Source organism: Archangium violaceum, assembly GCF_016859125.1.
Lineage (GTDB): Bacteria > Myxococcota > Myxococcia > Myxococcales > Myxococcaceae > Archangium > Archangium violaceum_A.
Genome location: NZ_CP069338.1, coordinates 12,249,465 through 12,262,402 on the forward strand (window position 1 = coordinate 12,249,465; position 12,938 = coordinate 12,262,402).

General features: G+C 67.1%; 10 protein-coding genes. 4 read left to right on the forward strand and 6 right to left on the reverse strand.

Annotated features, from left to right (window positions below):
• Positions 1–20: 20 nt before the first annotated feature.
• The 4 genes from JQX13_RS51675 to JQX13_RS51690 form a co-directional block, all read right to left on the reverse strand.
• A complete protein-coding gene (locus tag JQX13_RS51675) occupies positions 21–1,256 on the reverse strand; it encodes a sugar ABC transporter permease (protein WP_203406714.1) in 1,236 nt (411 codons plus the stop codon).
• Positions 1,253–2,041 (reverse strand): ATP-binding cassette domain-containing protein, encoded by a 789-nt coding sequence (locus JQX13_RS51680; protein ID WP_203406715.1) that lies wholly within the window; start codon positions 2,039–2,041, stop codon positions 1,253–1,255. The genes JQX13_RS51675 and JQX13_RS51680 overlap by 4 nt, the downstream gene beginning before the upstream one ends.
• A 17-nt stretch (positions 2,042–2,058) precedes the next feature.
• Positions 2,059–3,183, reverse strand: a complete 1,125-nt coding sequence (locus JQX13_RS51685; RefSeq protein ID WP_203406716.1) for an ABC transporter substrate-binding protein — start codon at positions 3,181–3,183, stop codon at positions 2,059–2,061.
• Positions 3,184–3,368: 185 nt separating this feature from the next.
• Positions 3,369–4,790 (reverse strand): carbohydrate porin, encoded by a 1,422-nt coding sequence (locus JQX13_RS51690; RefSeq protein ID WP_239015533.1) that lies wholly within the window; start codon positions 4,788–4,790, stop codon positions 3,369–3,371.
• 134 nt (positions 4,791–4,924) lie between these two features.
• Between JQX13_RS51690 and JQX13_RS51695 the strand changes: the two genes are divergently transcribed.
• The 3 genes from JQX13_RS51695 to JQX13_RS51705 are packed head-to-tail and all read left to right on the forward strand — an operon-like array spanning position 4,925 to position 8,036.
• A complete protein-coding gene (locus tag JQX13_RS51695; RefSeq protein ID WP_239014391.1) occupies positions 4,925–6,229 on the forward strand; it encodes an ABC transporter substrate-binding protein in 1,305 nt (434 codons plus the stop codon).
• Positions 6,226–7,203, forward strand: coding sequence for a carbohydrate ABC transporter permease (locus JQX13_RS51700; protein WP_239014392.1), 978 nt, complete (start codon positions 6,226–6,228; stop codon positions 7,201–7,203). Before JQX13_RS51695 ends, JQX13_RS51700 begins: the two co-directional genes overlap by 4 nt.
• Positions 7,200–8,036: a carbohydrate ABC transporter permease gene (locus JQX13_RS51705; RefSeq protein ID WP_203406718.1), complete on the forward strand. Its 837-nt coding sequence runs from the start codon at positions 7,200–7,202 to the stop codon at positions 8,034–8,036. Before JQX13_RS51700 ends, JQX13_RS51705 begins: the two co-directional genes overlap by 4 nt.
• A gap of 50 nt (positions 8,037–8,086) precedes the next feature.
• On the opposite strand, the gene JQX13_RS51710 is transcribed toward JQX13_RS51705, so the two are convergent.
• Positions 8,087–9,349, reverse strand: a complete 1,263-nt coding sequence (locus JQX13_RS51710; RefSeq protein WP_203406719.1) for an extracellular solute-binding protein — start codon at positions 9,347–9,349, stop codon at positions 8,087–8,089.
• 156 nt (positions 9,350–9,505) lie between these two features.
• Positions 9,506–12,076, reverse strand: a complete 2,571-nt coding sequence (locus JQX13_RS51715; protein WP_203406720.1) for a kelch repeat-containing protein — start codon at positions 12,074–12,076, stop codon at positions 9,506–9,508.
• 242 nt (positions 12,077–12,318) lie between these two features.
• Between JQX13_RS51715 and JQX13_RS51720 the strand changes: the two genes are divergently transcribed.
• Complete coding sequence (locus JQX13_RS51720) at positions 12,319–12,936, forward strand: TIGR02265 family protein (protein WP_203406721.1); 618 nt, start codon at positions 12,319–12,321, stop codon at positions 12,934–12,936.
• Positions 12,937–12,938 lie beyond the last annotated feature (2 nt).

Sequence of the window (12,938 nt, forward strand, 5' to 3'; positions counted from 1 at the left end):
CGCCGGGCGCGGAAGTACGACTACGCCCGACCCGACGCCTGCCGTCCCTTGCGGGAGAGCGCGTCGATGGACGCGGCCACCAGCAGCACGCCGCCCGTCACCATGAACTTCACGGAGGACGAGAGCGCGAGCAGATCCATTCCGTTGGAAATGGAGCCGATGACCAGCGCGCCCAGCAGGGCCGACCACGCCGAGCCGCGCCCGCCGAAGAGGCTGGTTCCGCCGATGACCGCCGCCGCGATGGCGTTCAGCAGGACGTCTCCGCTGCCCGAGGACTGGTTGACCGCCATGAGGCGGGAGGCCGCCAGGATGCCTCCACAAGCGGCCAGGCTCGAGGCCAGCATGAAGATGGTCGTCCGGATGCCCGGCACCGAGATGCCCGCCCGGCGCGCGGCCTCCGCGTTACCACCCACCGCGAAGGTGTGACGCCCGAAGCGCGTGTTCCGCAGCATCAGCTCCAGCATCAGCACCAGTCCCACGAAGATGACCACGGCCAGCGGCAGCCCGCGGTCCATCGTGAACACCGTCATCGCCGCCACCAGCACCGCGGAGGGGGCCCCCACGGCGACCAGCGTGGAACGCCAGGGAGCAAGGGGCAGCCCCGCCTTCGCCCGGCGCCGCCGGCCGTTCAGCATCACCGCAGCCAGGACACCGATGGCCAGGACCGTCAGCGCCCAGGCGATGCCCGGCGAGAAGAAGGTCCCCGTCAGGGAGACGATCAGATCGTCATTGAGGTTGACCGTGCCCGTGTCCCCCAGCACGTACAGCAGCGCGCCCTGCCATCCGAGCTGGCCCGCCAGGGTGACCACGAAGGTGGGCACGCGCATCCGCGTGAACCACAGGCCGTGGAACAAGCCCACCGCCGCTCCCGCGCCGAGCCCCACCAGCAGCGAGGGCACGCCCGGCAGCTGGTGCTTGACGCTGAGCATGGCCATCACCGCCGCCGCCAGCCCGCTCACCGCGCCGGCCGACAGGTCGATCTCCCCCAGCAGCAGCACCAGCACCAGGCCCACCGAGATGGTGCCCATGGCGGAGATCTGCAGCATCAGGTTGGTGAGGTTGACCGGAGAGAGGAACCGCTCGTTGGACAGGTAGAAGATGAGCCAGATGACGACCAGGCCCACCATGACGGGCAGGCTGCCCAGCTCACCCTGCGACAACCGGCGCCGGTAGGAATCCACGACCCCCTTGAGACCAGGGGCATCGGCGATGAGCCGAGGATCCCTGGCGTACTGACCGACCGTGTTGGTGCTCATCGCGCCTCCTTTGCCACGGAATGGGACACCTCGGCCGCACGCAGGCCGGTGATCGCCGAGACGACTTCCACTTCCTTCGCGCTCTTCACATCGAACGTCGCCACCCGACGGCCGAGCCGCATCACGATGATGCGGTCGGCCACCGAGAACACATCCGCCAGGTTGTGGCTGATGACCACCACGCCGAGCCCCTGCTCGCGGAGCCGGCGGATGAGATCCAGCACCTGACGGGTCTGCGCCACACCGAGTGCGGCGGTGGGCTCGTCCAACAACACCATCTTGGGCGAGCCCATCATCGAGCGAGCCACCGCGATGGACTGCCGCTGTCCACCGGACAGCGCCGCCACCTGGGTCCGCACGCTGGGGATGCTCACCGCCAGCTTCTGGAGCAGCTCCGTCGCCTCCTGCTCCATGGCCGTCTCATCCAACCAGCCCAGCATCCCTCCCAGACCCCTGGACTTGAGCTCGCGGCCCAGGAACAGGTTGCCCACCACGTCCAGGTTGTCGCAAAGCGCGAGGTCCTGGTACACGGTCGCGATCCCGAGCCCCGAGGCGCTCTTCGGTCCGTCCAGTGTCACGGGCTTGCCCTCGAAGAAGGCCTGCCCCTCGTCAATGGGGAGGATGCCGGAGATGATCTTGATGAGGGTCGACTTCCCGGCCCCGTTGTCTCCGACCAGGGCGACGACCTCCCCCGGATAGGTCTCGAAGTCCACCTGGCTGAGCGCCTGGACGGCTCCGAAACGCTTGGAAATCCCCTTCAGCTCCAGCAGTGCGGTCGATGGCATCGCATCTACTCCCCAGGTCACTGCAGCTGCGCGGTCGCGCAGGCCTGCTGGTAGGAGCCCGAGCACACCTGCTCGCTCGTCCAGAAGCCGTCAGCCATCACGGTGCTCTTCACGTTCTCCCGGTTCACCGCCACCGGGGAGAGCAGGATGGAGGGCACGTCCTTCTTGTTGTTGTTGACCTGGCCGTTGATCTTCGACGCGTCGGGCTTCTGGCCACGCACCAGCGTGACGGCGAGCTCGGCGGCGGTCTCCGCCTCGGGCTTGATGGCCTTGTACACGGTCATGAACTGCTCACCGGCGACGATGCGCTGGATGGCCGCCAGCTCCGCGTCCTGGCCCGTCACGGGCGGGAGCGGGTTGACGCCAGCCGCCTTCATCGCGGCGATGGCACCACCGGCCGTGCCGTCGTTGGCCGCGTAGACGCCGATGATCTCCGACTTGCCGAGCCGGGTGATGGCCTGCTCCATCTGCTGCTGGGCCTTGTCCGGGCTCCAGTCCGGCGTGTCGTACTCCGCCCCGATCGTGAAGCCGCTCCCGTCGATGACCGAGTGCGCACCGGCCTTGAAGAGCTTCGCGTTGTTGTCGGTGGGCGAGCCGTTGATCATCACCAGCGTCCCGCTGGTCTTGCCGTCCGCCTTGAGCTTGTCCACCAGCGCCTGGGCCTGGAGCTGGCCGACCTTCTGGTTATCGAACGAAATGTAGTAGTCGACGTCCGAGTTGACGACCAGACGGTCATAGCTGATGACCTGCACCTTGGACTGCTTCGCGCGCGCCACGATGGCCGACGCCGAAGCCGAGTCCACGGGATCCAGCACCAGCACGCTGGCGCCGTTGGTCAGGGCCGCCTCGGCCTGGTTCTGCTGCTTGGAGGCATCCTGATCCGCGTTGCTATAGATGACCTCACACTCGGAGCAGAGCTCCTTCACCTTGCGCTCGAAGATCGGCCGGTCGTGGGACTCGTACCGGGAGGTCTTCGACTCGGGCAGCAGCAGGGCGATCTTCTTCGCCGCCGGGGCCGAGGGAGCGCCCGCCTCTCCTTCGGGCTTCTTGTCGCTCTTGCAGGCGGAGGACAGCAGGGCCGTCGCCAGGGCAACCACCGTCACACGGTTGTGGAGGAGGTGTTTCGCGAAACGCGTATTCATCTGGGAACTTCCTTTCGGTATCGGGGGTCGAAAACCGGGGGTCGAAAGCGCCGCGAGAATAGTCGCCATCCACGCAGATGGATCGCTCTCTCGCGGTCGGGGGCATGGAGGTTCAAACTCCAACGCTTCTCACTATTTGGGATTCTGGGAAAAATCCCGCCAGCACAAGGTGCCGGCGGGGCGTATCAGAACCACCACTCCGCACGAGCGCCCACGTAGTGGCCGATGGAGCTACCGCCCCCCATGGTCTGCAGGTAGGGCGAGACGAGCCCCGCCACCGCGTCCTCGTCGTAGAAGGCGATGGTGTAGAAGAGCCGCAGGTGGGGGCGGGCCCAGACGCTGCGCTGCCCCGTGGGGACGATGGTGGGCACGATCGAGAGCTTCAGCGCATTGGACATGGGACCGTTGCCCACGCGCAGACCCTGGTAGGTCGCCTCGTTGACGAGGTGGAAGTAGTCGGACAGGTACAGGGTGCTGCGGGCGCCCACCGAGTAATCGAACCAGCGATCCGTCACGGTCGACGCGGGAGCGCCGGGCACCTCGAGGGTCCGCTCCGTGCCCTGGTTCCAGTGGAGGATGCCGTAGGCATTGAGGCTGAGGAGGGGGCTGACGTTGTAGAGGAAGTGGTCCACCACCTCCAGGCCCGCGGCATCCGCGTACAGGCGGTTGTCGCCCGGGGGCCCCAGCACGTCCCACGTCTGCGAGCCAGCGCGGCTGCCCGAGGCGATGCGGCTGCCGTAGCGCACCGACACGTCATTGAAGTTGTCGGCGCCCAGGCTGAAGTGACCCTTGATGCCCGCCACCCAGCCGAAGTCCGCCGGCAGGTCGCGCTGCGTACCGTCCGCCAGGCGCGCCCCCTGGAGCTCCGGCAGCAGGTGGAACTCGCCCAGCAGGTGGAACGAGTGCCCGGCCTCCAGCTTGTGCACGTACTGTCCCACCAGCATGGTGCGCTGGCGGCGCAGGTCCGCCCTCCCGTCCCCGTCCGAGTCGAAGTTGTACACATCGCCCGTGGTGGACGCGGACGTATGCAGCAGCACGGCCACATCGAGCGGACCGTACGCCACGCCCACGCCCTGCCCGGTCAGGTTGTTGAAGTAGAAGTAGTCCGCGATGTGCACGTCCGTGCCGCGGTAGAAGCGGGCGCCGGCCCACAGCTTCAGCCCCGGCGCGAGGATGTTGCCCGCCTCGGCGTAGGCCTGGAACAGCTCGATCTGCAGCGTCTGGGCGTTCCTGTTGCCGAAGGTGCCGATGAACAGGCCGTTGTTGGCGAACATGGCCGGCGTCAGCACCACATCCGCGTAGGCCGCCGTCGGATCATCCTTCACGGGCTCCATGAGGTGGAAGCGGATGGTGGGCTCCAGGTAGTCGCCCTCCTCCAAACGTCCGCCCTGCGCGCTCCCCGTGAGGTTCATCGTCCTGCCCTGGATGAACTTTCCCGTCACGGGCGACCACGCCAGACCGACGCGGCCGTACATGGAGATCTCCAACCGGTCCGCGAACAGGCTCGCCCGGGCGGAGGCGGGAGCAGCCAGGAGCACGAGGGCACACAACGTCAGGCACGTGCGCCAGGCCGCGCGCACGGGAAGAAGGGGACTACCAGATGTCACCAAGTGAACCTCCAAACGGGTAAGTGACTGGGGAGTCAACACGACGTTATATTTTGTCCTCGCCCTTGTCTGCTTTGACGAGCAGTTCTGGGAATGAAGCCATGTCCGGAAACCAACACGCATTGGAGGAATGAATGGACAACGCACTGCGCAACGCCTTTCGCGACGCACTGCGCAATACCTTGATGGGGCTCGCCCTCGCCGGGGCCCTGGTCACCCACAACCGGGCCGAGGCCGCGACGGTCACCATCTCGTGTGGCACCGTGGGCCAGGAGTTCGAGCAATGCAGGAAGGGAGCGGAGGCCTGGGCCAAGAAGGCGGGACATCAGGTCAAGGTGGAGAGCGGGCCCACGGACGCGAGCGAGCAGCTCACGGTCTTCCAGCAGCAGCTGTCGGCGGGCGCGTCGGAGATCGACGTCTACCGCGTGGACGTGGTGTGGCCGGGCATCCTCGGGGCGCACTTCATCGACTTGAAGCCCTACATTCCAGCGGAGGTGTTGTCGCAGCATTTCCCCGCAATCGTCCAGAACAACACAGTGGAGGGGAAGCTGGTCGCCATGCCGTGGTTCACGGACGCGGGCCTTCTCTACTACCGGCAGGATCTGCTGGAGAAGCACGGCCAGAAGCCGCCCACGACGTGGCAGGAACTGGCCGAGGTGGCGAAGCTGGTGCAGGACGCCGAGCGCAAGGCCGGCAACACGAAGATGGTGGGCTTCGTCTTCCAGGCCAAGGCGGCGGAGACGCTCACGTGCAACGCGCTGGAGTGGGTCGACTCCTTCCGCGGAGGGACGATCGTCTCGGATGAAGGCAAGGTGACGATCAACAACCCGAAGGCGGTGGAGGCGCTGAGGACGGCGGCCTCGTGGATCGACACCATCGCGCCCAAGGGGGTGCTCAGCTACGAGGAAGAGGACGCGCGCGGCGTCTTCCAGTCGGGCAACGCGGTGTTCATGCGCAACTGGCCGTATGCGTGGGCGCTGGCCAACGCGCCGGACAGCCCGGTGAAGGGCAAGGTGGCGGTGATGGCGCTGCCCAAGGGAGGCAAGGACGGCAAGCACACGGGCACGCTGGGGGGCTGGCAGCTCTCGGTGTCGAAATACTCCAAGAACCCGGCCATCGCGGCGGACCTGGTGAAGTACCTGACGAGCCCCGAGGAGCAGAAGCGGCGCGCGCTCGAGGCCTCCTTCAACCCCACCCTCATCTCGCTCTACAAGGATCCCGATCTGCTCAAGGCCAACCCGTTCTACGCCACCCTGCTGGAGACCTTCACGAACGCGGTGGCGAGGCCCTCGAAGGTGACGGGGCCCAAGTACAGCCGGGTGAGCGCCGACTTCCGAAACGCCGTGCACACCGTGCTGTCCGGCCGGGGCAAGCCGGAGGAGCAATTGAAGAAGCTGCAGACGAAGCTCGAGCGCCTGAGCCGCAGGGGGAAGTGGTGAGCGCACCCGGAGCTCCCGTTCCCATCACACCCGCCTCGCCCGCCGGAGCCGAAACACTGAAGAAGGAGACCCGCCCTCCTTCCCGGAGCTCGCTCCTGGAGCGGCAGCGCGTCCGCTCGGCGTGGATGTTCCTCCTGCCCACGCTGGTGGTGCTGGCCGGGGTGGCCGGCTGGCCGCTGCTGCGGACCTTCTGGTTCGCCTTCACGGACGCGAACCTGTCCGACCTGGAGGCCGCCCAGTACGTCGGCGTGGACAACTTCATCCTCGTGATGGAGGACCCCACCTGGTGGCGCTCGGTGTGGAACACCTTCCGCTTCACCGGCGTGTCGGTGGCCCTGGAGACGGTGTTGGGGATGCTCATCGCCCTCACGCTGAACACCCGCTTCCCGGGGCGCGGCATCATGCGGGCGGCGGTGCTGGTGCCGTGGGCCATTCCCACAGTGGTGTCCGCCCGGATGTGGGGCTGGATGTTTCATGACATCTACGGCGTCATCAACGCGATGCTGCTGAGCGTGGGGCTGCTCTCCCAGCCCATGGCCTGGACGGCGGATCCCGAATTGTCCATGGCGGCGATCATCGCGGTGGACGTGTGGAAGACCACGCCGTTCATGGCCCTGTTGCTGCTGGCGGCGCTGCAGATGCTGCCGGAGGAGATCTACGAGGCCGCGAAGTTGGACGGGGCGAACCGGGTGCGCGTCTTCTTCCAGATCACCCTGCCGCTCATCCGCGGGCCCATGCTGGTGGCCATCATCTTCCGCGTGCTGGACGCACTGCGGGTGTTCGACCTGTTCTACGTCCTCACCACCAACAGCAGCGAATCCATGTCCATGGCCGTCTACGCGCGGCAGCAGATGTTCGAGTTCCAGGATCTGGGGTTGGGTGCGGCGGCGGCCTCGCTGCTGTTCGCGGTCATCGCGCTCTTCACCGTGGCCTACCTCTCGTTGGCGCGGGTGACCGCGGAGGAAGGCGCATGAGGAAGCTCTACCACGTCTTGGGGAAGATCGGCTTCTGGCTGCTGGTGGCCCTCATCACCGTCTACACCCTCTTCCCGTTCTACTGGGCGGTGGTGTCCTCGCTGAAGAAGGGCAGCGCTCTCTTCGAGGTGGAGGCGTGGCCCGCGCAACCGGCGTGGGAGAACTACCGGCTGGTGTTCAGCGAGCAGCCCTTCGGGGAGAACCTGCTCAACTCGGTGCTGGTGGCCGGGTCGGTGGTGCTGGTGTCGCTCTTCCTGGCGGTCACGGCATCCTTCGCGCTGGCGCGCATCCGCTTCCGGGGACGTACCCCGCTGATGCTGATGATCCTCGGCGTGTCGATGTTCCCGCAGATCGCCGTGCTCTCGGGCATGTTCGAGCTCATCCGCTGGCTGGGGCTCTACAACCAGCTGCCGGGGCTGACGCTCTCGTACCTCCTGCTCACCCTGCCCTTCACGGTGTGGGTGCTGACGACGTTCATGCGGGAGCTGCCCAAGGAGCTGGAGGAGGCCGCGGTGATGGACGGGGCCTCGCCGTGGGTCATCTGCACGAAGGTGTTCCTGCCGCTGCTCAAGCCCGCGCTGGTGACGACGGGACTCCTGGCCTTCATCTCGGCGTGGAACGAGTTCATCTTCGCGCTGACCTTCACGCTGGGTCAGGACAAGCGGACGGTGCCCGTGGCCATCGCGCTGCTGAGTGGAGCGAGCCAGTACGAGCTGCCGTGGGGCCTCATCATGGCGGCCTCGGTGATCGTCACCGTGCCGCTCATCATCCTGGTGCTCATCTTCCAGCGCCGGATCGTCTCGGGTCTCACCGCGGGAGCGGTGAAGGGCTGAGCCGTGGGGAGCGGGTCCACCCCGCTCCCCGCCCACCACCGAGGCCCCTCCTACGGGCTCTTCGCTGGAGCAGCGGAGGCGGGCCTGGCCCCCCGCCGCAGGCCGGCCACGTCCTTCTGGACCGCCTTCTGGGCCTCGCTCAACGCGGCCTTGGGCGTGGCGAGCCGGTGGAGGACGGCATTCATGGCCGAGGTCGCTGGAGACCAGACCATGGTCATCTCCGGAAGGTTGGGCATGGGAAGGGCCACCTCGGCCTGCTCGCGGATCGCCGACAGCACCGGGTCCGAGGCGATGGCCGGCTCTTCGTAGATCTGGGCGAGCGCGGGGTTCTGCCGTCCCTGCAGCGCCATGACGCGAGCCCCCTCGGGGCCGGTGAGGTAGCGCACGAAGTCGTAGGCGGCGTCCTTGTGCTTGGAGTGCGCGGAGATGCCCACGCCCTCCACCGTCATCCACGGCTTCAGGGGTTTGCCGCCCGCCTCGTCCACCGTGGGCAGCGGGGCCAATCCATAATCGATGCCCGGGGCGATCTCCCCGATGAACCAGGGGCCGGAGAAGACCATCGCCGCCTTGCCTTCGTTGAACAACGACGTGACGAGCGCCGTGGACGGCTCGGCGGGCATCAATCCCTCCTGGCCCACCCACCGCAACAACTGCTCCAGGGACTTGACGTTCTCCGGCGCGTCCAACCGCACCCGGGGACCTGGATCGAACACGCGGCCACCGAAGGCGTGCATCAACGCCGCGTGGTAGTAGAAGTCCGTGTAGGGATAGGCGAGGCAGACCCGGTCCTTCTCCGCCGTCCTGGCGCGCAGTGCCTTGCACATGGCCAGCATCTCGCCCGTGGTCCGAGGCGGCTTCTCCATCAGCTTCTTGTTGTAGATGAGCGTGATGGCCTTGAAGTTCAGGGGCAGCGCATAGACGGAGCCCCGATAGGTCATCGCCTCCAGCGTCCCCGGCACGTAGCGTTGCCGCACGGAGGGCTCGAGGAAGAAGTCGAGCGGCTCGAGCAGCCCTCCCCCCTCCACCCAGCCCCCGAGCCGATCCTGCGGGAAGACGAAGACATCGGGACCCACCCCGCGCGATAGCGTCGCGGAGATCTTGTCCGTGAAGGCATCCGAGGGAATGGCCAGCAGCCTCACCTGCACGCCGGACTGTGGATGGGCCGCGTTGTAGGCGGCGACGATTTTCTCCAGTGCGGTGCGCTCGGAGGCACGGTAGCCGTGCCACACCACCACCTCGGAGGCTCGGGCCAGCCCGGCCCAGGACACCAGGATCAGCAGGAACAGGAGCGGAAACGATCGACAGCGCTTCATGCGAGTGAGTCCTTTCACGTCACGTCTACCACCTCACCGCGCGGGAACGGAGCGGGCAGCGGGCCATGGGTCGTGGCGTTGAAAGGAGCTCGAGAACGACCCCGGGCGCGGCGAACGGTGCACCGGCCCGGGGCCTCGACTCTCGCGAGACCGCGACTACTTGTCGCCGTCGATGCTGAACAGCTCGGCGGAGGACGTATCGGTGTTGCTGACGCCAGCGGTCGCCAGCACCCGGCCGTCATCGAGCAGCGTGGCCGTCTGACCGTAGCGGTCCACGTTCAGGTTGCCCGCGGGGCACCAGGTCCCGGTGGCCGGATCGTACAGCTCCGCGGCCTTCAGGATGCCGGTGGCCTCGTGGTAGCCGGCGGTGGCCAGCACCCGGCCATTGGGCAGCAGCGTGGCCGTGTGGTAACGGCGCGGCGTGCTCATGCTGCCGGTGGCCTTCCAGCTCTTCGTGGCCGGGTCATACAGCTCGGCCGAGGTGCTGCTGGCCACGTCCCAGCTCCCACCACCCGCCACCAGCACCTTGCCATTCGCCAGCAGCGACATCGTGTGGAAGCGGCGCGCCGTGCCCATGCTGCCCACCGGAGTCCAGGTGCCACTCTCCGGGTCGTACAGCTCCGCCGAATTCAGGGTGGCGCTGGCGTCATTGCCACCACCCGCCACCAGCACCTTGCCGTCGGGCAGCAGCGTGGCCGTGTGGTCGCGGCGGGCCGTGCCCATGTTGCCCGCGAGCGAGAAGGTGCCGCTCTCCGGGTCGTACAGTTCGATCGAGGACAGCGCGACACCCGAGGTGTCCTCGCCGCCCGTGATCAGCACCTTGCCATTGGGCAGCAGCGTGGCCGTGTGGTGCGTGCGGAATACCACCAGGCTCCCGGTGGCCCGCCACCGGCCGAAGGACGGGTAGTACAGCTCGGCGGTGGCGAGCGTGAGGGGGCACTGCCCGCCGCCAGCGATCAGCACGCGCCCGTCGAGCAGCCGCGTCATCGTGTGGTAGTGGTGCGTGGCCAGCGTGTCACCGGTGCGCGTCCAGGTGCCCGTGGCCGCGTCATACAGCTCCGAGGTGGTGTTGAAGCCGCCCGCCACCAGCACGCGCCCGTCCTGCAGCAGCGCGGCCGTGTGCAGCATGCGCGGCAGCGCCAGGCTGCCGGTGTTCTCCCAGGTGCCCTTCACGCGGCAGACGCCGACGCGGGTGCCCGGAGCATTGGAGCGGAAGTTGTTGAGGCCCGGGGTGAGCCAGTTGGCCGCCGGGTGCGCGGGGATGGTGCCGTCGTCATTGATGTTGGTGATGGAGTAGGCGTGCTGGTTCCAGATGCCGCGCGTCCCCACCCACTCGTCGGCACGATCGCGGAACACGCGGATGCCGTTGAAGCCAACGCCGCCCACGTGGTTGTTCTCCACCACGATGATCTCCGCGCTGCCGTCCGCGTCCACGTCCACGACGAGCGGGAGCTCGTGCGTGGTGCCCGAGCTGTGACGGGTCTGCCAGCGCACCTCGCCCGTGACACCATCGAGCACGCGCAGCGAGATCTCGTCGGCGTAGATGACCTCGGCCCTGCCATCGCCCTCGAAGTCGAAGGTGGTGGAGGTCGTCTTGCCGGAGCTGTACTCCTGGATGGAGGTGGTCCACTTCACGGAGCCATCGGCCCCGTAGACGGTGTAGTTCCAATCACCTGCCAGGCCGATCTCCACCTGCCCGTCACCATCGAAGTCCGCGATGTTGGGCGCACCACCGTGGCCACGCCAGGTGGGGAAGGGCTGTCCCGGGTCGGTGTAGTGGACCTCGCGGGTCCACAGGAGATCGCAGTTGTCGTCGAGCAGGCTCACCGAGCCATGGCCCGCGACGGCGATCTCCGCGGCCGGGTCCTCATCGAAGTTGGCCACGCCCGCGAAGCCGTGCGGAATCTCCGTGTTCGCGCACTTGAGGCTGCCGTCGGCATTGTAGACGGAGCGGCCGTTGATGACCTCCTGCGTGCCGTCCTGGTCGATGTCCGCCGCGAAGGAGATGGGGCCGGTGTAGAGGGCGCCGCCCATGCCGTCGGAGCCCACCCACTTCAGCGCGCCCGTGTTGCTGTAGACGCGGTTGCCGTCGAGGATCTCCACGGTGCCGTCGCCCTCCAGGTCCGCCAGGGAGGGGCCACCCCACTCGTTGAAGTCGTACGCGTCCGGGGCCGAGCGGAACTTGAAGGTGCCGTCGTTCTCGAAGCAGATGATGCCGCGGCCGTTCTCCGGAATGCCGCAGATCTCCACCTTGCCGTCGCCATCGATGTCACCGGCGGCGATGCTGGCCGCGGGCTTCACCCGGGCCGATGGATCCGTCGCGGCCCACAACTCGCGTCCATCGTCGCCACTGACGGCCCGGAGCACGCCATTGCTGTTGCCGTTACCGCCCTCTTCGTTGGTGCGGTTGAAGTACTCACCGTCGAAGGTGCTGAAGACGATGTCCGGAGTGCCGTCCCCGTTCACGTCCACCACCACGGGCGTCATCATCACCTGCTTGTGCGCAGGCAACACCGAGCTGCCCGTCCATGCCCACTGAAGCTCCGGCGTGAGACTGGCGGCCATGGACGTCAGGGACTGGTTCGGCGTACCGCGGATGAGCGCCTCGGCGCTCGGTGTTGGAGCCTGCTGCTCCTCGTTCCGCACCTGGCTGCAGGCGGCCAGCACCATCAGCGACAGCGACATCCCCGCGCGCCGTGAGCTCCAGCCCTTCACTCTCGTCTTCATCGAGAAATCTCCCTCGCCGGCCATTGCCCACCCCTCGCTGGACAGGAAGGCCGACTAATTCATCTAAAAGGAAAGTTACGCTGTTCCCCAAGCGAAAATATTGAAACAGCCCTCGAATTATTCGAGCGCTCTGAACCCTGAGAACCTGTGAGCCGCTTCACAGCCACGCGCGAAGTGGCGCCGTATAACCATGAGGCGCAGCTGGATGTGTGTGCTGTTGTCATTGCTTGTGGGGGGACGTCATGGAGAGCCAGGCTTCGACGTGGAACGCGGAGTCGTATGACTGGAAGCACGACTGCGAGATGAGGTTGGTGCATGTGGGTGCCCAGGACACCGTTCGAGGGACGTTCTTGAACGGAACGCTGCAGGCCATCCGCACGCTCGGAGGCGACTCGCTGGCGGCGGACTGCCTCGCGGCCTGCGGGCACGAGCGGTTCGTGGATGGCTTCAGCTACTCCATCAGCATCCAGCTGCGGATGATGTCCATGGCCATGCCGGAGCTGCTGACGCGGTGCGGCAGCTCCGAGCGGGTCCTCCGGTACTTCGGCCGGCGCGCGGCCATGGACTTCCTGGCGTCCCCGGCGGGCAGGATGATGCTGACGCTGGCGAAGAGGGACCCGAAGCGACTGCTGAGCAGCCTGCCCTCGGCCTACAAGGCGTCGGTGAGCTACGGGGCGCAGAGCATCGAATGGACCGGGCCGAAGAGCGGCCGCGTCGTCCTCAAGCGCGAGTTCCTGCCGCATGCGTTCCATGCGGGCATGGTGGAGCTGCTGCTCGAGGTGGTGGGCGCGAGCAGGGCGAAGGTGAGCGGCCGGCAGACGGGCCGGCTCGACAGCCTGTGCGAGTTCTCCTGGGAGTGAGC

Excerpts from the sequence above, each read along its gene's own strand:
- JQX13_RS51675 (WP_203406714.1), bottom strand. The coding sequence starts at position 1,256 with ATGAGCACCAACACGGTCGGTCAGTACGCCAGGGATCCTCGGCTCATC.
- JQX13_RS51680 (WP_203406715.1), bottom strand. The coding sequence starts at position 2,041 with ATGCCATCGACCGCACTGCTGGAGCTGAAGGGGATTTCCAAGCGTTTC.
- JQX13_RS51685 (WP_203406716.1), bottom strand. The coding sequence starts at position 3,183 with ATGAATACGCGTTTCGCGAAACACCTCCTCCACAACCGTGTGACGGTG.
- JQX13_RS51695 (WP_239014391.1), top strand. The coding sequence starts at position 4,925 with ATGGACAACGCACTGCGCAACGCCTTTCGCGACGCACTGCGCAATACC.
- JQX13_RS51705 (WP_203406718.1), top strand. The coding sequence starts at position 7,200 with ATGAGGAAGCTCTACCACGTCTTGGGGAAGATCGGCTTCTGGCTGCTG.
- JQX13_RS51710 (WP_203406719.1), bottom strand. The coding sequence starts at position 9,349 with ATGAAGCGCTGTCGATCGTTTCCGCTCCTGTTCCTGCTGATCCTGGTG.
- JQX13_RS51715 (WP_203406720.1), bottom strand. The coding sequence starts at position 12,076 with ATGAAGACGAGAGTGAAGGGCTGGAGCTCACGGCGCGCGGGGATGTCG.
- JQX13_RS51720 (WP_203406721.1), top strand. The coding sequence starts at position 12,319 with ATGGAGAGCCAGGCTTCGACGTGGAACGCGGAGTCGTATGACTGGAAG.